Source organism: Mariniplasma anaerobium, assembly GCF_016865445.1.
In the GTDB taxonomy this organism is placed as follows: Bacteria; Bacillota_I; Bacilli_A; order Acholeplasmatales; family Acholeplasmataceae; genus Mariniplasma; species Mariniplasma anaerobium.
This window is the reverse complement of record NZ_AP024412.1, coordinates 1,054,278-1,075,848: the sequence shown is the minus strand read 5'-3', so window position 1 is coordinate 1,075,848 and position 21,571 is coordinate 1,054,278. Positions and strand designations below refer to the sequence as shown.

The following is a 21,571-nucleotide window of genomic DNA, read 5'->3' as shown; positions in this document are numbered from 1 at the left end:
AAGTATATGCAGTGTAATCTCATTAATTTGAGAAATCTTAAGAATCTTCTTATAGAAGTCCTAAAGCACATGATTTCATGTGCTTTTTGTATTTTAGATGTTGGTTGTACTAATAGATGGAGGTGAGTTTTAATGGCAGAAACAGTCAAAGGATTAAACATAAAGTTAACGCTTGATGGTAAAGATCTAGAAAATGAGCTCAATGGCATTAAGAAAGATTTAAAAGAACAAAACAAAGACCTTAAAGCCATTAATACGAATCTTCGTTATGATTCATCTAACCTAGACCTTTGGAAATCAAAACAAGGTAAACTAAATGATGTCTTAAATCAAACAAAGAAAAAACTAGAAACACAGAATCAAGAACTTACTAAAGCAAAAAAGGCTGTACAAATTGGTGATATGAGTCAAGAAGAATTTAATAAGCTAAAGCGCAATGTTCAATATACTGAAGCAGAGTTATCTAAACTAAACAATGAACTTGGTAAAACCAATGATAAAATTAGAGAGTTAAGCAATGCTAAATTTGACAAGATTGGTAAACTTGGATCAACGCTCACAAAATCTTTAACGGTTCCTATTTTAGGAGCCGTTTCTGCTTTAACGGCCTTTTCAGTCAAAGCGGCATATTCTGCTGATTCGATTGGAGATACCGCACAAAAGATAGGTTTAACTGCAGAAGCATTCCAGGAATGGAATCATGTTGCTACGATCATGGGAACATCAACTGAGAGTCTTAATAAGGCATTTATTAAAATCAATGGTATCTTAGGTGATATTGCAACTGGAAACGCTGATAAAGTAGCTGATAGTTTAGACTTGATTGGATTATCAGTCGACGATTTAAAAGGTAAGAATGCTGATGAGGCATTTGAAATTATTAGTGAAGCATTAAGTAAGGTAGAAGATGAAGCCTTAAGAGTTGGTGTTGCCAATGAATTCTTTGGAGAGAAAATTGGAACAGAACTCATACCTATTCTTTCCAGTGAGATTTCTACTATTAGAGACTTAAGACAAGAAGCAAGAGATCTTGGCATAGTGACTAATGAGCAAGCTGCTCAAGCAGGCGAGTTTACTGATGCACTCGATAGAACAAAACAAGCCTTATCTAGCTTAGGTGTAGATATCGCGACAACCATGATGCCAATCCTGCAAGCATTAATCATAAAAGTAAGAGATGAAATGATCCCAGTTGTAAAAGACTGGGTTTTTAGATGGAACAATCTAGATTCAGATACTAAGAAGATGGTCGCAACGCTCATTGGATTAGTTGCTGCTATCGGTCCTGTTTTAGCAATTGTTGGTAAAGTTGGACCACTACTCAATATTGTGGCCATGACGCTTAAAGGTGTCGGTTCTGCGGGGCTTTTTGCTGGTGCAGGTATAAACTTTGCCACGCTTGGTATAGGCGCGCTAATCGCGATTTTAGCGATGGCGTTATTTCAAAGCGAGGAATTTAGAGCACTACTTGGTAGGCTGATGGAAACATTCATGCAGCTCTTACCACCCATACTCTTAATTGTAGATAGTCTGATGACAGCATTACAGCCTATATTAGATGTAATCATCAATTTAGTAGTAATGCTGATTGATTTACTTGTTCCTATCTTAGATATCATACTTATGCCCTTGATTATGCAAATTGGTATGTTTGCTGGCATATTAGAAGCTTTAGCACCACTTATTACAGTTGTTGGTGAAGTGTTAAATGCAATCTTAGTTCCAGCAATTAAAATATTGATGTTTGTACTTGAACCGGTACTCAATATCGTTCAAAAAATTGTAGAATTCATTCAGAAGATATTTGAATGGATTGGTGAACTACCTAAAAAGATAGGTGACTTTGGAGGCAAAGTAAAAGATACTTTTTCAAGTGTAACTGATGGCATATCTGATATTGCTAATAAAGTAACCGATGGTATTAGTGATTTTGCATCAAATGCTGCAAATAAAGTCAGTGGATTCTTTGGAGGTATTGGAGGCTTCTTATCCGATACATTTAACTTGAAAGGATCTAGCACAGTAAATAACTCGAACTCAAGCTCATCATCAAGTAATACAAACAACATCACAATCAATACAACATCACCAACCTTTGATATTGACTCAATTAACAAGGCATTAGGAGGTAGTGTGATTTGATCAGACAATTTTATTTAGAAAACGAATACGGTGATATTTACTATTTCAATCATAAAAACCAGACCATTATCTCTCAAGTGAGTGGTCTTGGTTTTTCTTTGGATATGAAGTACTTAGAGTATAGCCGTTTTTATTCTCGCTCAGAGTACAATATCCCTTTATCTGAAATATCAGAAACATTAATATTTTTAAGAGGATATCAAGGATATAAAGCATTTGTTGATTTTATTAGCAAAAGTAACGAAGCATATAAATTACATTACCAAAATGATGCGTTTAAGGCATACTGTTATGTTGATGTAGCAAGTTTATCAAAAGCAGAGCTAGTGGCAAGTACCATTCAAAGTAATATTATATTTAAGAAATTATCGCTATGGTTAAAAGAAAAAACCTATGAAATCATCGCCAACGGTTCATCAGGCGGTAAAGTCTATCCATATACATATCCATACTATTATTCAAGTTCCTATGAAGGAAAACTCTTTATTAAAAATGAAGGCTTAAATGATGCTCCTTTAGTGATTGAGATGATGGGAAGTGTCATTGATCCAGAAGTTTTAATCAAGAAAAATGGAGAGGTGGTATCAACATTACGTTTATATTTAACTGCAGAAGATATAACGATTACCATAAACTCTATTCCTAGTAAACAAGAAATGGTCATGGATGAATTAGGAGTAGTTACTGACATTTATGGACTTCAAGATTTTGAAGAAGATAATTTCATATTCTTAGATCATGGTAATTATGAGATTGAATTCAAACCAGGTGTTGCTACAGAGTCCATCTGCAGAGTAACCATTCTTGAAGGTTATTTAGGCATATAGTCTATGAAACTATTATTTCTTGATCGAAGTACACTGCAGTATAAAGACAATGCATATGTCACTAATCAGTATGAACTTGCTTTAGATATGGTTTTAATCAAACGTTCTACATTCAAAGTCAATAAAACGAATATCAACTGCACGATAGGCGATATTGTGGTATTTAAAAATGATATCTATTCATATATAGGCATACTAGAAAGCATAGAATTAAACGATGATTATACAACAAACATTAAATCTCTTGATTTCAGGGAGATTTTCAATTTAGAAATACCTGCATCTAGTTTCAGTGGTGATTTAGTAGAACACCTTTATCAAATTATTACTAATTATTTTAAGAATAACTCAGATGAAAAACAGAATCTATCCTATTTGACTGTAAGCAAAGAAACAAGTGTGTCTGGAAGTCTTAGCTTTGATGCGGATAACATCATTAGTATGTCAAAGCTATTTGAACTTGTTTCAAAAGGATATGGCATTAGCTTTAGTACGGATGTTACTTATCTTAGAGGACGAATTACCGGCATTATTTTTCGTATTGTGAATGTCAATCAAGGTATGGTGATTAAAAGCGATTTCTCATCTATCTTAAATGTGGAGACCAATGATTCAACAAGTCAACTTGTTAATAAAGTTGTCTTTTATCCTAGAAGTGATAATCAGATTTATCACAGCATTAAAATATATTGTCTGCTTACGACTGGTGAAATTACCGAAGATAGTACATCTGAATATAGGTACACAAGTGTAATGGCAAAAAGTTATATCTATACCGATAATGACTTTGAGACATTAGAGACTAAAGCAAGAAGTGAAATGGTAACATCCAAACTGGATCACAATATTACATTTACGATCGACATGAAAAACAAGGTGTTTGTACCTTTTACCAATATCTATCTGGGTGATTATATATCATTTATTCATAAAGGAAAAACCTATGAATCGGTGATCACAGGGATCACATTCAAGGATTCATTAAATTATGCATTGATTACATTAGGAGAATATCGAGTGAAACTAACAGAAAAAATCCAACTACTCAGTAAAAATACGGGTAGTAGTTCAACAAATACTATCACAATTACCAATACAGATATCGATGGAGGTGAGTTCTAATGGGACTACAAAAAATAACATTTGAAGGTGGAAATGTCACATCAAAAGTTGATTCAGATTTGTATCATTTTCTCTTTTCTAGTGATGTAGGCATCTTAAAAGGATTGAAAAGTGAGATTAGTTATACGTTAGCCAACAATACAATCACACTGAGTGATGGTTACGTTTCAGTCTATGGACGCATCATCTATATTGAAAATCAAACAACAATTGGTGTCACACCAGATTCCAGTAAGTTTGGATATGTGATTTTAGGAGTGAATACCACAAATAATTCAGTGAGTTTATATTTGAAAGAACAAACAGGTAGTTATCCTTCATTGATAATTAATAACCTTTTAGTCACAGATGGCATATATGAACTTGTTTTATGTGCATACTCAAAAACAACAACATCAGTTGCATTGACAAGTTATTCAAGAAAACTAATCAGTAATGATAGAACAAGAGTAGATGATTTAGATAATCAAGTGTTCAACCACTATTTACCGGTTAGAAAATCATTAACATTAGTGAATGCTGGGACATATCGCTTTTCTGGAACAAGTTCAGATGAATTAAGGCAATCAATTCTCTATGTAACAATTAACAATCATGCAGTCGTTACATTTCCTGGAGAGCAGATGTTCTTATTCGTTGGATCTAATACATCAGTTTCATACAGATATGCATCAGGTGACTACTCATTAAGTGTTGTTTATGAGAATGGAATTGTCACATTAACAACTGGAAATACTACCCACAATATTACAAGTATATTTATGAAAAAATAGGAGGAAATTAAATGGCTACAATTCAAATTAAAAGAAGAACTACTGCAGGTACTGGTCCACTTATTGGTACAACAGGAACCGTAAAAGCTGGAGAACCTCAAGTTGATTTTACTGGTGAACATTTATACATTGCAAAAGCTGATAAAGTCGCAAGTGTATCTGTACCACTCGCTGAAGCAGATTATCTTAAGATTCCTGGAGTTGCAAAAGTAGATACTCAAATTGATACGAAGATCACTGCACTAAATCTTGGAACTGCTTCAACCAAAAACACAGGAACAGGTAGTGGAAATGTTCCAATATTAGATGCAAGTGGAAAACTAGCAGATAGTGTCGTTCCTAAGATTGCAATGACGAACACTTATGTTGTCGCAAGTCAAACTGCTATGCTTGCATTATCCAACGCACAAGAAGGTGACGTTGCAGTTAGAACGGATTTAAATAAAACCTTTATACTAAAGGCATCACCTTACTCAACCCTCGCAAACTGGCAAGAACTCTTAACACCAACAGATGCAGTAACAAGTGTCAATGGTTCAACTGGAGTAGTAACAATTTCATTAGCAGGTTTAGGCGGAGTTGCATCCACGACATATAACACACATGTTGCATCAAATCTGCATCTAACAACAGAACAAAGAACAATTCTTGACAATGTGAAAATAGCTGAGATTTCTGATACAACTGGAATCGCACTAGCTTCTACAGAAACGGCTTATGCAAACTCAGTTATTATTGATGGACTTATCTATTACCCATACGTTGATACAGGATATACGCCAACAAAAATAACATACAAACTAGGTATAGATACAAGCAAGGTATTACAACCAGCATCGATCATTGATGGTGGTACTTATTAATGGCAATCATTAGAGTCAAACGAGGAACTACAACACCGACAACATCTAATATGTCCTATCTTGGTGAGCTAGCGTTTGATTATAGTAACGAAGCTTTGTATGCCAGAGGAGTATCATCAGTTATTAAGATAGGCGGAGAACTTGAAAAGGTTTATAGTTACGAAGGATATAGTTATTATCATAGTTTGGTATATCCATTTGATCCGGATTATATTTACAAAATTCATGTGATTGCATCAACCTATGGTCCATCAATTGATACATCAGATACATATATTTATTACCGCACCTCTGCGCAAGCGACATTATATGGATCTTATATAAGCCATCATGTGAACACAGAAGATACGGTCCATGATGTTAGATCATCTAAGAATACGACTGCTCAATATATTGAAGATAGTTTTGTGTCTGGAACAACAATCACAAGTGGAATCACAAAGGTGATCGATTTTGAAATATCACCAACATTCCGTTCGTCTTTAACTGATATACAACAATGGGTAGCGTATGGGAAAGAAGTCACTACGTTATCTGGACAAGGAGATGCATCAATCAAAATGGTGGATTTTGCACATTCAGTCTATGGATCACTCGGAGCGCTCTATATTAATCCTGGAATGTCAATTGGGTCTCCTGATAGCATCGCAGTGACGATTTATAGAATGAAAAGAAAGTAGGGAGTAGTATGGCAATTATAAAAGAATTAAACACGAAATTTGGGATAGGGGCATCCTATCATCGAATTACAGCTTTCAATATCAGTTATTCAAGTAAGAAGATAACAATTTGTGTTGCGTCTTATTTATCTAAAGAAGCAAGAGTAAATAAAAATGACCCAATAGAAGAATTAGATATCTCAATTCCATTTGAAGATTTCACTTCATTTTTGGATGTTAATCCTATCGTTCAAGGGTATGAGTGGTTAAAACAAAATGTTGTTGGTTTTGAAGATGCCATTGATGATTTTGATGTCTTTGAACCACCACTTCCTGAGCCTTTAGAGGAGGTAGAACCAATTGAGTGATTTATATAACATGATTGAAGGAGTGTTTCCTAATACGGAGATACTCCTTATTTATTACGGTGGATCAATTGCATATGGATTAGATAATAATTCAAGTGATAAAGATGTCACGGTTGTGCTTGATGGATTTAGAGGAAACTTACATATAACACTAGGAGAGTATGATCTATTTGTTTTTGCTAAAGATCGATTTATTCAAAGACAGCAATTTGATGAATCCATTATTGCATATCATAGAGCTGCAGCTGACAATGTCATGAGTATTGAAAGAACACTTATCTATATCAATCCATTATTCCAGGAAACACTCGATCAACTACTGGTTTATGATGATAAAGAGTTTATGTTAAATCATATCGCTGCTGAACTTGAATACGGTCGTATGCGTTTTGATGTGAATACAAATTTCAAATCCCATTATCATGTATTTAGGATAAGAGGTATGGTTGATCATTACGAGAAAACCGGAAAGTATGAACTTGTTGTTGAAGAACCCTGGTTTACTAAAATGATGGATTTTAAGAATAACTGGGATAACGAAATTGCACAAAATTACGTAGAGGAGATAAAAGATCAACTGGACTACCTTGAAAATTATCGAAACGAGATGATACAAAATGGACTGGGATAATCTTTTACATTTATTTAGAATGGAAAACTTAATTTATTGGATTGTGACTATGGTAGTAGTCATTCTAACCACAATCAAACAATTTAACAGACAAGATAAAAACAATAAATCAAATAATGATGAAATCATGGTTAATTTACAAAGAATTGAAAAACAAAATATAAAAATGATTAACCTGCTTGAATTACATTCACAAGACATCAAAACATTAAAAAAGGATGTCAATGTTCTAGAGCATCGGGTATCTAGATTAGAAGATTCGCATGTCAATATCTATAAACACTTAGGAGGAAAAGAAAATGACAACACTTGAAATCGTATTACTGATAATATCACTATTACTGCTAGCACTATATGTGACATCGAAAATGGGTAAGGAACAATCTCTACATGAAGTGATCAAAGAGGTAAAGCAAGACCTTAAAAACACTGCAGAAAACGTATATGAGCTTGTCAACAAAGCAAAAGAAGTGGTTTTTGACGAAAGCGTTCAAAAAACTATCAAAGAGTTCATTATGATAGTGGAAGAGAAAAATAAACTTGCAAAAGATAAAGGTGAATCATATCTTGCAGGTGATGATAAAAAACTTGCTGTTATATCACGTTTAAGTGAGTGGGTAAGTAATGTTACTGGTTCAACAGAAAAAGCAGTAGAGTTTGTTGAAACTAACCAATCAAAGATTGAAACAATCATTGATGATTACATTTCTTTTACCAATAAGATGCAGGGAAAAGAAACATTATCTGAAGCAGAAAAAATAATTGCTGATAAGTTAAGCAATAAAGGATAGTAATACTTGCTATAAGAACTTGATTTAGGTAATATGTGTCATAACAAAATCAAGGAGGAAAAGTATGTTAAACCAAGTAATTTTAGTAGGTAGAGTGAACAAACTCGATAAGTTCGCAGGAATTGTTTCAATCGATATTAAAAGGCCAAATGGCAAGGATACTGATTTGATTCCGGTAACTCTAAATGAAGGATTGATAGATAGTGTCATGGAGTACCTTTCTGAAGGTTCCACAATCGGAGTCAAAGCATCACTCAACATCGATAACAACATATTGAGGATTATAGGAGAAAAAGTAACCTTTATAAATACTAATAACGAATAAGTAAATACTTTAAAGTAATGGCCGTACCTGTAAAATGGTACGGCTTTTTTTGTTTGCCATTTTTTTAGCAGAATACTGACATCAGTATTAATCTTAAGACAAGAATTATTCGTCTTCAGATATAGGAATATCTCAGTATTTCAAAAGGAATCTTACTCATTCATTTTTATTCCCTCCATTTTCCTAATAATGAAGATTATAATGGTTTGCATAGCAGAGGTTTGAAGTACACTTATACTCATTTTTAAAAACATGTCAAAAGATTCTAAAAGTTTTGTTCTAAAAAATAACAAAAATTTGGATTTACCCTTGTAATTTGCAGCGTCATCATATAAAATAGAATTATTCAGTTATTGAACAAAAATATAGAATGGGAGTAGAGTATGAGTGACTATAATATTTTAATATTAAGCGCAGGTAGAAGAGTTGAACTTGTAAATCTATTTAAAAAAGCATCTATGGATTTAAAAATTAATTCTAAAGTGATAGCTGCAGATTGTTCTGAAACAGCTCCAGCTTTATATTTTGCTGATAAAAAAGTTACACTTCCAAGAATTGACAACCCAGAATACATAGATAAGATAATCGAAATTAGTAAAAAAGAACAAATCAAACTTATTGTTCCAACAATCGATACTGATTTACTATTATTGTCAAAAAATCAGGATTATATCTATAAAAATTCAGGTGCTAAAGTTTTAATATCAAGTGAAGATGTTATCTCTATCTGCAGAGATAAAATAAAAACCCAATATTATCTTGAAAAAAATGGATTTAAAGTTCCGACATTATATAATAAAGATTCTCAAATTATTGTTTTCCCAGTTTTTATAAAACCTGTAGATGGAAGTTCCAGTATAAATGCTTTTAAAGTGAATAGTATTGATGAATTAAATAACTATTCCCAGATTATAAAGAATCCAATGATTCAAGAGTTCATCAAAGGAGATGAATATACTGTAGATGTTTTCTTAGATTTCAATTCAAATGTGATTACAATTGTTCCAAGGTTGAGGATGGCAGTTAGAGGCGGAGAAATCTCTAAAGGAAAAATTATTAAGAATAAAACTGTCATTGATGAAGTTATGCAACTAATGAAAACTTTAAAACCTATAGGGCATATAACAGTACAATTAATGGTCACTAAAGAAGGCATTAAATTTATTGAGATAAACCCAAGGTTTGGTGGAGGGGCACCTATGAGCATCCAAAGTGGAGCGAATTCTTGTATAAACTTATACAAACTTCTGATGAATGAAAAGCTAACATACAATGATGATTATGAGGAAGACCTAGTTTTTTTGAGATATGATAGATCGATATGTTTGAAAGATGGGATAATTCAAAATGATAAAAGCAATAATATTTGATCTTGATGATACTCTAATATCTGAAAAAGAATTTGTTGAAAGTGGGTTTTTAGCTGTTTCAAAATATGTATCAAGTAAAACTAGAACATATACCACTGAATATTTACTGGAAACACTTCAAGTTTTACATAAAATAAGTTCCGATAAGGTTTTCAATAGAATGAATGAGAAATTAGGTTTAGGTGCTGATATAAGTGTTAAAGAGTTGGTGGATGTTTACAGAAATCACAAACCAAGAATTTCTTTATACAAAGATGTTCTTCCGGTAATAAAAAAACTAAAAGAGCAAAACTATAAATTAGGTATTATCACAGATGGGTATTTAGAGACTCAAAAAAATAAAATTGACTCATTAAACATAAGAGATATTTTTGACGCAATAATAATAACTGATGAGTTAGGAAGAGATTTTTGGAAACCTAGCCCAGTTCCTTATGAGTTAATGTCAAAAAGATTAAATATTGATTATTCTGAAATGATGTACATAGGAGATAATCCAAAAAAAGATTTTTATATTAGTTCTATATATCCTGTTATAACATTAAGGATCAATAGATTAGGTTATTATAATAATATTGAATACTATAAGGGCATAAAAGAAAATTTCGAAATAGATTCTTTTAGTCAAATATTTAATATTTTGAATAAAGTCAATATATAGATGGTGAATAATATGAATGAAAATCATTTCTTTAAACCTACAATTCTATATCGAAAATTTCTTATTTTAGATTCGATTGATAAAAATAAGGATATTACTCAAAGAGAATTGAGTAAAGAAGTTGGGGTTGCAGTTTCGATGATTAATAGCTACTTAAATGAGTATGAAAAAGAAGGATTAATTAAAAAAAATTATCAGTCAACAAAGACTGTGTACTATTATTTAACTAAGAAAGGTATTGAAAAGAAAAAGGTATTGAATATAGGTTATTTGAACTCGTCTTTAGGGGTTTATAATAAGGCAAAGAAAAATATTATAGATTTTTTAAATCAAATTATAATCAAAGGTTATAAAAACATATTGTTATACGGTGCAGGTGAAGTGGCTGAAATATTACTTCAAACAATTGCATTAAGCCATGATTTCCCTTTAAATGTCATTTGTGTAATTGATGATGATGTTGATAAACATGAGAAGACTATTGTTTCAAAAAAGATTATTCCAGTTGAAGCAATAGAGGGTATTGAACACGATGGCATTTTGATTTCTAGTTATACAAATAATAAAATAATCATTGATAAATTAAAGGCGAAGAACTATGACTCAAAAAAAATCATACAGTTCTTTGATTAGGTGAAATAATGAAAGAAAAAATTTATTTAGCTTCACCACATATGAGTGATGAAGGATATGAACAACAATATGTTAAAGAGGCTTTTGATACTAATTGGATAGCACCACTTGGACCAAATGTTACAAACTTTGAAAAAGAAGTTTGTGAAAAGGTTGGCGTTCAACATGGTGCAGCATTAGTGTCCGGAACAGCGGCTATTCAAATGGCTTTGAGAGCAGCTGGTGTCTGTAAGGACGATATTGTATTGTGTCAATCTCTAACTTTTTCAGCCACTGCAAACCCAATTATTTATGAGAATGCTATACCTGTATTTGTTGATAGTGATTTTGAAACATGGAATATGAGTCCGAAATACTTAGAAGAAGCATTAACTAAATATCCTAATGCAAAAGCAGTCTTAGTAGTACATTTATATGGTCTATCAGCTGATATGGATAAAATAGTTGAATTATGCAAAAAGTATAATGTTACTTTAATAGAAGATGCCGCTGAAAGTTTAGGCACTACTTACAAAGGTAGATATACTGGTACCTTTGGTGATTATGGTATCTTTAGTTTTAATGGGAATAAGATCATAACAACCTCTGGTGGAGGCATGCTAGTATCTAATAACCAAGAAAGAATTAATAAAGTCAGATTCTGGTCGACACAAGCTAGAGATATAGCGAGACATTATCAACATTCTGAGTTAGGCTTTAATTACAGAATGAGTAATGTTGTTGCTGGTATTGGTAGAGGTCAATTAAAAGTTTTGGATCAAAGGGTTTTAAAAAAACAATACATATATAATTACTATAAAAAGAATCTTAAGGATATTGATGATATTATGTTTATGCCTGTTAATGATTGGAATAGTCCAAATTGCTGGTTAACAAGTGTCATTTTAAAAGGGAAAGTTAGACCACTAGATATCATAGAAGCACTAGAAAAAGAAAATATCGAGTCAAGACCTATATGGAAGCCAATGCATATTCAACCATTTTTTGAAAAATATGATTATGTCGGTAGTAATGTGGGAGAATACATATTTAATAATGGATTATGTCTACCAAGTGATACAAAAATAAAAGATGTGCAATTAGATGAAATTATCGAAATCATAAAAGGATTTTGGAAAAATGCGTAGAAAAAGGATATATGAGAAATACTTTAAAAGATTTTTTGATTTCATTGTTTCTTTAATTGCTTTTGTTCTACTATTGCCTTTGTTATTTATTATCGCTATTTTAATAAGAATAAAGCTTGGTAGTCCTATTATATTCAAACAAAAAAGACCTGGTTTAAATGAGAAAATTTTCACACTTTACAAGTTTAGAACCATGATTGATAAAAGAGATGAACATGGAGTACTCTTACCAGATAGTGAAAGGTTAACTAATTTTGGTAGATTTCTACGTTCAACAAGTATTGATGAATTGCCAGGTTTATTAAATATAATAAGGGGCGATATGAGTATTGTTGGACCACGACCTCTATTAGTTGAATATTTAAAATATTATACAAATGAACAGAGTAAGCGACATTCCGTTAGACCGGGATTAACTGGCTATGCTCAAATCAGTGGTAGAAACGCAATTTCTTGGGAAGATAAATTTGATTACGATCTTCAATATGTAAAAAGTATAAATTTATATAATGATATCAAAATTATAATTATTACAATAAAAAAAGTATTTAAAAGAGAAGGCATTTCTTCAAAAGACAATACAACAATGGAAAAATTCAAAGGGTATAAAGATTAATAGTTATGATTTAATTGTATTATCATATAAAAGTGACAAAGGTGAGGTGGCTAAATGAAAAATTTCAATCAAGGTGTTAATTATTATATTTTACATCCAGATGAAGTGCTAGAACAAGTGAAAGCTAATCCGAATTTTTTGATTGAAGAGTTAAAGAATATGGAATTAGTGGACTATTTATTAGAAAATAAAATTTTGCCTTATGGTGCCCATACTCTATCTCTAGTAGATGAAAATAATGACAAGTGGTCAAGCATACATCGTGAATATGAGAAAAGAAATCATAATATATTAGAAGAAACTAGAACAATTTTCCAAAAATTTTCAAGTACAGATAAAAATATAATCTTAATAGAGAATTTTGGCACTATACTTTCTTCAAATGCATGTTTAGGCTGCTTTTCATCTGGTGACATTGATCTATCCGCTGATTCTAGTGATTATCATGAAGTAATTAAGTATATGTCCGAATTGGGATATATAAAAGAATCCAGAAGAGGTGTTCCCAATTCTATAATGACTACATTTTCTAAAGCTAATGTTTTAGAAGGAAAAAAATTCTATGTCAATTTCGAGTGGAAACCGATTGCAAGAAGATACATAATTGGAATAAAAAAATTACATAGAAGATTGGAGCATTTTAGAAAAAATAACTATAAAACACTTGATAATGGAATAAAAGTTCTTTCTGATAACGCTTTATTATATTTCAATCTCTTACATGTATCTATAGGACATTATTATAATACTTCTCCAGGTATAAGATTATATGCAGATATAGATCGTCTGATAAGACACTCTAGTGATATTAATTATAATAAAATATTCCTATGGGCAAAAGAAGATGACCAAACCATTAGGGTTTATACAGCATTATCACTAACAAGAGATGTTTTAAATACCCCAATCCCAGATTGCAACCACTTAATTAATAATAATATATTTAAGTTTTCAAGTAAAATCAAGAAATATCTATGGAGTGTTAAAAAGAGTTCATACATAAATAGAACTAATATATTTGATCAATGGATGATAGATGCAATGTCAGAAGGTATGAATATATTTACCTATTGCCTACTTAGAATAGTAAGATTAAATAGGACTAAATCATGAAAATATTAGTTGTTTTCGCAATTTCAAATAGAGGAGGAGGATCTGAAACATTTCTAATTAATTTTTTGACGAGATTCTCAAAACTTCCAAATTATGAAATTGTTTGTTTTCTACCTGAAGAAAGAAAAGATGCTTATCAAATTGGAAATGAAAAGGTTAAATATATATATATTTCAGAAGAAATTATTCGCAACCCTTTTAAACGACTAAAGTATGAGAATTTTACAGTTAAAAAAATGATAAAAGAAATCAATCCTGATATTATCTTTATTCCATCAGAAGCAATACCAGTAAGTTGGAAAAATTTAAGATCCAAGATAATAACTAATGTCCATTCGACCATTCAAACATCAAGTTACAAAACTTTTTTTTCTAGAAGTTTTAGAGAAAACTACGACTATTTTATTAGAAAAAGATCTTTAAAATTATCTGATCATATTATTTTTGTGTCACATTTATCAATGGCTGAAATTAAGTACAAATTTGCTATCAATGATGAAAAAGCAGTTGTGATTTACCATGGTGTTAATATTGATGAAAATGAATATAACAAAACAGATGAATATGGAGATTTCATTTTATCAGTAGGAGATAGATATGAACATAAGAATTATGAGTTAATGATTTATCTTTTTAGCAAACTCATAAACAAGTATGAATTGAATTCAAACTTAGTAATTATAGGAAGAAAGAAAGTAGAAAAAATAGATAATAGAATATTTGAACTCATAAGCAAGTTGCATTTAGAAAAAAGAGTAATTCTTTTAGATAACGTCCCTTATTTAGAAATAGGCAAATATTACTCAAGTGCAAAATTATACTTGAATACAAGTACTTGGGAATCTTTTGGTATAACACCTTTAGAAGCAATGAGTTATAAATTGCCTTGTGTTATTTGCAATGCAAGTGCATTAGCGGAAGTTTACAACGATAATTTGGTTTATATAGACCCGAAAATTGAAAGTGATGTGGTTATGATTGATAAGATATACAAAGTTTATAGCGATAATACTATAAGAGAAAAATACATTGATAAAGGATATAGTTTTGCAAAAAAATTTAGTTGGGATGAGTCAATTAATAATTATATACGATACTTCGAGAGAATAGATATATGAAGTTATGAAAAAAATTCTTATGGTTACTGCTTTTTACCTTGAAAATAACACTTCAAGACCTTATCATATGAAACAGTACTTTGAATCTAAAGGGTTTAAAACAGTCGTTGTTACAACAAATTTCAATCATTCAACTAAAACAATAGAGAGTATCACCAAATCAAATGTGGTGCAATTAAAAGTGCCAACTTATTCACAAACTTTTTCACTTAAGAGAATCCTATCACATCTTGTTTTTGGTTTTAAAATCAAAAAAATATTACTTAATGTAGATTATGATACTGTATATATTGCAGTACCACCAAATTACTCAGCGAAGATAGCTGCAAAAATTGGTAGAAAACTAAATAAGATAGTCATTACAGATATCATTGATATTTGGCCGCAAAATAGTGGTAAATTCCCTGTTAGCTATATATTAAAAAAATGGGCAACTATGAGAGATAAAACTTTATATAATTCTGACTTAGTCCTAATTGAAACAAGTGGATACAAAAAATATATAGATCCAATTAGAAAAGATTATGAACTTGTTTACTTAACAAAAACGATTGATTATAATCCTGAAAATCAAAGTAATAACATCACAAAATTTGAAAAGAGTATTAATATTGCGTATTTAGGGAATTTTTCATCTTCATATGACTTCAAATCTCTTATAGAAATTTCAAAAATTCTTAGTAGAAAATATATTGTGAAAATAGTCATTATTGGTGACGGCTATTTGAAAAGGTATGTCTTAGAAGAGCTTGACAAAATTTCTATTTACTATGAAGATAATGGAATTGTTTTCAGTGAGAGTGAAAAACATAGATTATTAAAGGATTGTCACTTTGGGTATAATGCTGTTAACAAGAATATAACAGTAGGCTTATCATATAAATCTATTGATTATCTTTCATATAGCTTGCCATTATTAAACAATATAAAGTTTGATACCAAAAAACTTGTTGAAGAATTTAATGCAGGTATAAATTTCGACTCATCCATAGAAGCTTGTGAAAAAATTTTGTTATTAACCGATGAAGCCTATCTTTCAATGAGAGATGGTTCGTACAGATTATTTAAAACCCATTTTTCTTTAGATGCTTTTAACAATAAAATGGATGAAATCCTTAAGAAGAGGAGATTACTATGAAAAAACTGATAGTATTTAGTGGGATTGATTCTGCTGGCAAATCTACACAGATAGATTTATTAAAAAATGAGCTAGCAAAGAAAAAAATTAGATATAAAGTTATTTGGAGTAGAGGTGGTTATACAGCATGGTTTGAATTTATGAAGAACTTTCTACGTATTATATTAAGTAAAAAGCTTCCGAAACCTGGAAGAAACGAAGATAGAAAGCAAATGTTTGAGAAAAAATCTGTTTCTAAAATTTGGTATATCCTTGGGATGCTTGATTTAATCCGATTGTATGCTATTACATTTAGATTATATAGAGTATTCGGAATAACGATAATAGCTGATCGATATTTATGGGATACTTATGTGGATTTTAAAATGAGTTTAAAAAATATTAATTTAGAAAAAAGTTTGCTGTGGAAACTAGCGATACTTTTATCACCAAAAGCAGATAAATCTATTATATTGTATGTCAGTCCAGAAGTGTCTTACAAACGTTCAATCGATAAAAATGAGCCACATTTTGATAGCTTAGAAATTAGGGAAAACCGAATGTTTATATATAAAAATCTCATGATTCATAAAAAATGGAAAATAGAGATAGATACTGAAAAACAAGATATTAATTTCACGTTTATGCAGATAAAGGATTTTATATATGGGATTTAATGATTTTTTTAAAAGGGAAGATGTTTATAAAATAATTAAACAAACACTAGAAACCGAATACTCCTTAAAAGTTGAATTTCTAAATAGATTAGATAAAGCAACAAAAGAATCGAAGAATAAGTGTATATTCTATTGTATTCCCAGATTAAATATAATTTTTTCTAAATATGTTAATAAAAGATTACTTATTGGTTTTCTTATCAGAACCCTAAGTGGAAACCAAAGCATAATAAAGCAACTGATGATAAAGCTATATATTGTATTTGGAGTTTTTGTACCAAGACTATTTTCCAGTAATTTTATGTTGGTTTGTAATGAAGATTTTATAAATACAAATATTATATATCCTGGAAATAAAAAAATTAAGATTCTTGACTTTAAAAATAGTACAGTAACGAACATTAAAAAAACAGGTTTTAAAGGAAATTGGTTTCACAAAGAAATTGAATTTCGAGTTAATAGTAAATACGATTTTGTTCTACCAATACTTGAACACAATGACTCAAGATACAAAGAAGCACTGTTAACCGGAATTCCTATGTCTAGGTTGCAAAATAAAAAGAGAAAGCCATTTCTAAACAAAACAAATTTAATTTTGGATAATATTAAAGGAAAACCAGAGAATATAGAGATTAAAAAGTACGTTGAATCTTTACATGAAATAGTTTCACAAAAATTATCTGATAGAAGTTTTAAACAAATACTGAATATCTCAGATATGATAAATAGATATTTTCTAGAAATGGACTATATCATTAATGTAGTCGATTCGCATGGAGATTTTCAAAAAGGTAATATTTTTATTACAGAGCATGGTGAAGTGAAAATACTTGATTGGGAAACATTTGATAGAAGAAGTGAGAATTACGATACTATGATATATAATTTTAATCTTAGAAATTCGCACTTATTAGTAACAAATATGCAAGTTTTTTTGAACGATCGATCGACAAAAATAGAATTTTCCAATATGAGTAGAATTGACATATTACTATTATTTGTTTTAGAAGATATTTGCTGGTTAATAGAAGAAAATATCGAGTTGCCAGAAAATTCGATTTCAATAGGGCTAGAGAATTACAATAAAGTTACAGTTTATAATTATTTACAAAGTATAATTAACTAAAGCTATTTTTTAGAAACAGGTTTATATGTTTCAAGGTAAAGGAGAAGAAAAATGGAGATTTTCAATGAATTAATGAATAAAACTACAAAACTTAGTGTAATAGGTTTAGGTTATGTCGGAATGCCTATTGCTGTTGCTTTTGCTAAACATATAGATGTCATTGGGTTTGACATCAATGAAGAAAAAGTGAATCAATATATTAGAGGTGTTGATCCTACTAAAGAAGTTGGTAATGAAGAAATTAGCAAAACTACTACTTTTTTCACTTTTGATGAAAAAAATCTCAGGAAAGCAAAATTTCATATTGTAGCCGTGCCAACGCCGATAAATCAAGATAAAACACCTAATTTAAATCCAGTCGAAGCTTCAAGTGAGATTTTGGGTAGAAATTTGACCAGAGGATCTATTGTTGTATACGAGTCAACAGTATACCCAGGTGTAACAGAAGATATTTGTATTCCAATTTTGGAAAAATTTTCCGGATTAAAAAATGGGATTGACTTTAAAGTGGGATACTCTCCAGAAAGAATTAATCCAGGAGATAAATTACATACACTGGAGAATATTGTTAAAATTGTTTCAGGGCAAGACAGTGAAGTTTTAGAGGAAATTGCAAAAGTTTATGAATTAGTCATTAAAGCTGGAGTATATAGAGCAGGTTCAATAAAAGTAGCAGAAGCTGCTAAGGTTGTTGAAAATAGTCAAAGAGATATTAATATAGCTTTTATGAATGAATTAGCAATGGTTTTTGATCGTATGGATATTGATACAATGGAAGTAGTAAACGCAATGAATACAAAATGGAACTCTTTAAAATTCACTCCTGGATTAGTAGGGGGGCATTGTATTGGTGTGGATCCTTATTACTTTGTCTATGAAGCTGAGAAATTAGGATACCATAGTCAAATAGTATTAGCAGGACGAAAAATAAATGACAGTATAGGGAAATTTGTGGTCGATAATATTATTAAAAAATTAATACAAGCTGATATTATTGTTAGAAAAGCAAAAGTGTCGATTTTAGGAATTACATTTAAAGAGAATTGTCCAGATGTCAGGAATACAAAAGTATTTGATATAATTCAAGAATTAAGAAAATATGGAATTGATCCTCTTGTTGTGGATCCGTATGCTGATACCAGCGAAGTCTTAGTTGAGTATGGGATCAAATTATCCAAATTAGACGAAATCAAAGAATCTGATGCTCTTGTTTTCGCCGTTGCACATGCGGAATACAAGTCGCTTTCACATAAAGAAATCCGGTCCCTATACAGAAATGAGCAATTTAAGATACTAATTGATGTAAAAAGCATGTTTAATATAAAAGAACTAAAGAGTAACAATTATTTATATTGGAGACTTTAGAAAAAACTATAAGTACGGAAAATTTGAAATGAGGAAAACTATGATTATAGGTTGTGTAATATTGAATTATAATGACTATCCTACAACTCTAACATTGCTAAATATGATAAAGAGATACGAAAGTATAAATTATATAGTTGTTGTTGATAATAATTCTACAGATAATTCATATTCAATATTAGCAAAAGAAGAGAGTTCTAAAATTCATTTAATACGCACTCAATTAAATGGTGGTTATAGTTATGGAAATAATATTGGGATATCACATCTTAGCAAGTATAAAATTGATTTAATAATAATCGCAAATCCTGATATACTATTTGAAGAAGATATTGTTAAAAAAATGATTAAATCTTTCATGATAGATAAAAACCTTTCAGCTGTTGCTCCATATGCATTAAATTCTACTGGCAGAAAAACTTTAGAACCTGCGTGGAAATTAAATAATTCATTTAGGGAACTTATGCAGACTAGCAAGATAATTAGCAAATTATTTAAAGATGGTAATAAATATTCAGAAGAAGAAATTAGAATCAATTGTTGCTCAGTAGACATATTACCCGGATCATTTCTAATGCTAGATTACAAAAAATTCGAATCAATAGGTTTTTTTGATGAATCTGTATTTCTATATTGTGAAGAAAGAATCATGGCTGTAAAATTTAAAGAAAAAGGATATAAGAGTAAATTATTAATAGACGAAAGCTATATACATAATCATTCAACAAGTATTAATAAATCAATCAAGAGTTATCATAGGAAACAAAGAATTTGGTTAAAGAGTAGAAAATACTATTTATTAAAGTATAGAAGTAGTAATACTGGGTTTAAGGTCTTGGTTCATGTATTTTATATCTATTTGTACATCGAATTGTTGATTATTGCATTTGCAAAAAAATATTTTAATTGATTAATTAAACGCTTTTAAGTGAATCGACATCTTCGCGAATTCAATTAAAATAATAAGTTGATATCAGATGGAAATCAACCATCATTTAGAAATGAGGCTAACATGAAAGGTTTATATATTATTTGGAAAGATTTGCATACTAAAAAATTAACAGGCATTGATAAGAAGATATTAGCACAGCAAAAAATATTTGACTCAAATGGACTAAATTGTAAGTTTATCAATTTGGAATATAAGAAAAGCCTAAGTCTTATAGAGAAAATCTGTATAAGACTTCCGTTTAGTAACATTAATCCAAAGTGGAAATTTGATTCTGTTATGCCAGATGTTGATTATATTTATTTAAGGAGACCAATGTTCATTTCTAATTCGATGTTAAAAGTGTTAAAGAGAATAAAACTCACGAATGGTAAAGTGAAAATACTATTAGAAATACCTACTTATCCATATGATAGAGAATTAACAAACAACTTATTTTCATGGCCTTTATACATTAAAGATAGATTTAATAGAAGAAAACTATATAAATATGTTGACAGAATTGCTGTTTTTACAGAAAATACTGAATTATTTAACATACCAACTGTGAGATTCACAAATGGAATTGATCTAGACAACCTTAAGGTTAAAACACCCTTATCAATCGATACAAAAACCATTAATTTATGCATAGTCTCTAGTTTCGAAAATTGGCATGGATATGATAGAATAATAAAAAGCTTGAATATGTACTATAAAAATGCAGGAAAATTAGAGTTTAAACTTATTATTCATTTTGTTGGAGATGGTCCCAAACTTAAACTATATAAGAGGCTAGTAAAGAAATATAATTTAAATACCAATGTTGTTTTTTACGGTCGACTTTTTGGAGAAAGCCTTGATGAAATATATAATATCTGTGATATAGCCGTTGATGTTTTTGGCATGTATAGAAAGAATAATAACATTTCATGTTCTTTAAAAAGTAGAGAGTATTTTGCTAAAGGTCTTCCAGTTATATCAGGATGCCAAATTGATTTACTAGAGAACACTAAGAATTTTAAATACTTTCTTCAATTTACTAATGATAAGACCTTAATAGATTTAAATGACGTTATTACTTTTTATAAATCTATATATACATTAGAATCAAAAGAGATGGTGATCGGTAATATAAGAATGTTTGCGAATGCTACTGCAGGTATGGAACAAGGAATGAAATCAATAATACACTATATAAAAAAAGATGAATGATTAT

24 protein-coding genes are annotated in these 21,571 nt (G+C 30.3%); all 24 read left to right on the top strand.

Translation table 11 applies throughout. The features are described 5' to 3' along the window. Positions 1 to 132 precede the first annotated feature (132 nt). The 24 genes from MPAN_RS05100 to MPAN_RS04985 all read left to right on the top strand — a co-directional run bounded on the left by MPAN_RS05100 (position 133) and on the right by MPAN_RS04985 (position 21,567). Positions 133 to 2,142, top strand: coding sequence for a phage tail tape measure protein (locus MPAN_RS05100; protein WP_176239578.1), 2,010 nt, complete (start codon positions 133 to 135; stop codon positions 2,140 to 2,142). Next, positions 2,139 to 2,969: a phage distal tail protein domain-containing protein gene (locus tag MPAN_RS05095; protein WP_176239577.1), complete on the top strand. Its 831-nt coding sequence runs from the start codon at positions 2,139 to 2,141 to the stop codon at positions 2,967 to 2,969. The genes MPAN_RS05100 and MPAN_RS05095 overlap by 4 nt, the downstream gene beginning before the upstream one ends. A 3-nt stretch (positions 2,970 to 2,972) precedes the next feature. After that, positions 2,973 to 4,091, top strand: coding sequence for a hypothetical protein (locus MPAN_RS05090; RefSeq protein ID WP_176239576.1), 1,119 nt, complete (start codon positions 2,973 to 2,975; stop codon positions 4,089 to 4,091). Further along, positions 4,091 to 4,864: a hypothetical protein gene (locus MPAN_RS05085; protein ID WP_176239575.1), complete on the top strand. Its 774-nt coding sequence runs from the start codon at positions 4,091 to 4,093 to the stop codon at positions 4,862 to 4,864. The genes MPAN_RS05090 and MPAN_RS05085 overlap by 1 nt, the downstream gene beginning before the upstream one ends. Before the next feature lie 11 nt (positions 4,865 to 4,875). Continuing rightward, a complete protein-coding gene (locus MPAN_RS05080) occupies positions 4,876 to 5,727 on the top strand; it encodes a hypothetical protein (protein WP_176239574.1) in 852 nt (283 codons plus the stop codon). Next, complete coding sequence (locus MPAN_RS05075) at positions 5,727 to 6,407, top strand: hypothetical protein (protein ID WP_176239573.1); 681 nt, start codon at positions 5,727 to 5,729, stop codon at positions 6,405 to 6,407. The genes MPAN_RS05080 and MPAN_RS05075 overlap by 1 nt, the downstream gene beginning before the upstream one ends. 8 nt (positions 6,408 to 6,415) lie before the next feature. Then, positions 6,416 to 6,754, top strand: coding sequence for a hypothetical protein (locus MPAN_RS05070; RefSeq protein WP_176239572.1), 339 nt, complete (start codon positions 6,416 to 6,418; stop codon positions 6,752 to 6,754). After that, on the top strand, positions 6,747 to 7,385 hold the full coding sequence (locus MPAN_RS05065) for a hypothetical protein (RefSeq protein WP_176239571.1): 639 nt from the start codon (positions 6,747 to 6,749) through the stop codon (positions 7,383 to 7,385). The genes MPAN_RS05070 and MPAN_RS05065 overlap by 8 nt, the downstream gene beginning before the upstream one ends. Next, positions 7,372 to 7,698, top strand: a complete 327-nt coding sequence (locus tag MPAN_RS05060) for a hypothetical protein (protein ID WP_176239570.1) — start codon at positions 7,372 to 7,374, stop codon at positions 7,696 to 7,698. Before MPAN_RS05065 ends, MPAN_RS05060 begins: the two co-directional genes overlap by 14 nt. Continuing rightward, a complete protein-coding gene (locus MPAN_RS05055) occupies positions 7,685 to 8,176 on the top strand; it encodes a hypothetical protein (RefSeq protein ID WP_176239569.1) in 492 nt (163 codons plus the stop codon). The genes MPAN_RS05060 and MPAN_RS05055 overlap by 14 nt, the downstream gene beginning before the upstream one ends. A 64-nt stretch (positions 8,177 to 8,240) precedes the next feature. After that, positions 8,241 to 8,501 (top strand): hypothetical protein, encoded by a 261-nt coding sequence (locus tag MPAN_RS05050; protein ID WP_176239568.1) that lies wholly within the window; start codon positions 8,241 to 8,243, stop codon positions 8,499 to 8,501. Between the two features lie 383 nt (positions 8,502 to 8,884). After that, the gene (locus MPAN_RS05045) at positions 8,885 to 9,871 is read left to right on the top strand and encodes an ATP-grasp domain-containing protein (RefSeq protein ID WP_176239567.1); all 987 of its coding nucleotides are present in this window, start codon (positions 8,885 to 8,887) and stop codon (positions 9,869 to 9,871) included. After that, positions 9,849 to 10,532 carry an HAD family hydrolase gene (locus MPAN_RS05040; RefSeq protein WP_176239566.1) on the top strand — a complete coding sequence of 228 codons (684 nt, stop codon included), beginning with the start codon at positions 9,849 to 9,851 and terminating at the stop codon, positions 10,530 to 10,532. Before MPAN_RS05045 ends, MPAN_RS05040 begins: the two co-directional genes overlap by 23 nt. 12 nt (positions 10,533 to 10,544) lie before the next feature. After that, positions 10,545 to 11,165, top strand: coding sequence for a winged helix-turn-helix transcriptional regulator (locus MPAN_RS05035; RefSeq protein WP_176239565.1), 621 nt, complete (start codon positions 10,545 to 10,547; stop codon positions 11,163 to 11,165). Positions 11,166 to 11,173: 8 nt separating this feature from the next. Then, positions 11,174 to 12,292, top strand: a complete 1,119-nt coding sequence (locus MPAN_RS05030) for a DegT/DnrJ/EryC1/StrS family aminotransferase (RefSeq protein ID WP_176239564.1) — start codon at positions 11,174 to 11,176, stop codon at positions 12,290 to 12,292. Continuing rightward, complete coding sequence (locus tag MPAN_RS05025; RefSeq protein ID WP_325167896.1) at positions 12,285 to 12,908, top strand: sugar transferase; 624 nt, start codon at positions 12,285 to 12,287, stop codon at positions 12,906 to 12,908. The genes MPAN_RS05030 and MPAN_RS05025 overlap by 8 nt, the downstream gene beginning before the upstream one ends. A 54-nt stretch (positions 12,909 to 12,962) precedes the next feature. Then, positions 12,963 to 14,021 (top strand): nucleotidyltransferase family protein, encoded by a 1,059-nt coding sequence (locus MPAN_RS05020; protein ID WP_176239563.1) that lies wholly within the window; start codon positions 12,963 to 12,965, stop codon positions 14,019 to 14,021. Continuing rightward, complete coding sequence (locus MPAN_RS05015) at positions 14,018 to 15,139, top strand: glycosyltransferase family 4 protein (RefSeq protein ID WP_176239562.1); 1,122 nt, start codon at positions 14,018 to 14,020, stop codon at positions 15,137 to 15,139. Before MPAN_RS05020 ends, MPAN_RS05015 begins: the two co-directional genes overlap by 4 nt. A gap of 4 nt (positions 15,140 to 15,143) precedes the next feature. After that, on the top strand, positions 15,144 to 16,277 hold the full coding sequence (locus MPAN_RS05010; protein WP_176239561.1) for a glycosyltransferase family protein: 1,134 nt from the start codon (positions 15,144 to 15,146) through the stop codon (positions 16,275 to 16,277). Next, positions 16,274 to 16,933, top strand: a complete 660-nt coding sequence (locus MPAN_RS05005; RefSeq protein WP_176239560.1) for a dTMP kinase — start codon at positions 16,274 to 16,276, stop codon at positions 16,931 to 16,933. Before MPAN_RS05010 ends, MPAN_RS05005 begins: the two co-directional genes overlap by 4 nt. Next, positions 16,923 to 18,059, top strand: coding sequence for a hypothetical protein (locus tag MPAN_RS05000; protein ID WP_176239559.1), 1,137 nt, complete (start codon positions 16,923 to 16,925; stop codon positions 18,057 to 18,059). The genes MPAN_RS05005 and MPAN_RS05000 overlap by 11 nt, the downstream gene beginning before the upstream one ends. Positions 18,060 to 18,110: 51 nt before the next feature. Further along, positions 18,111 to 19,424, top strand: coding sequence for a nucleotide sugar dehydrogenase (locus MPAN_RS04995; protein WP_176239558.1), 1,314 nt, complete (start codon positions 18,111 to 18,113; stop codon positions 19,422 to 19,424). A gap of 40 nt (positions 19,425 to 19,464) precedes the next feature. Beyond that, the gene (locus MPAN_RS04990; RefSeq protein ID WP_176239557.1) at positions 19,465 to 20,334 is read left to right on the top strand and encodes a glycosyltransferase family 2 protein; all 870 of its coding nucleotides are present in this window, start codon (positions 19,465 to 19,467) and stop codon (positions 20,332 to 20,334) included. Between the two features lie 102 nt (positions 20,335 to 20,436). Beyond that, positions 20,437 to 21,567, top strand: coding sequence for a glycosyltransferase (locus MPAN_RS04985; protein ID WP_176239556.1), 1,131 nt, complete (start codon positions 20,437 to 20,439; stop codon positions 21,565 to 21,567). The last annotated feature ends 4 nt before the right edge of the window (positions 21,568 to 21,571 follow it).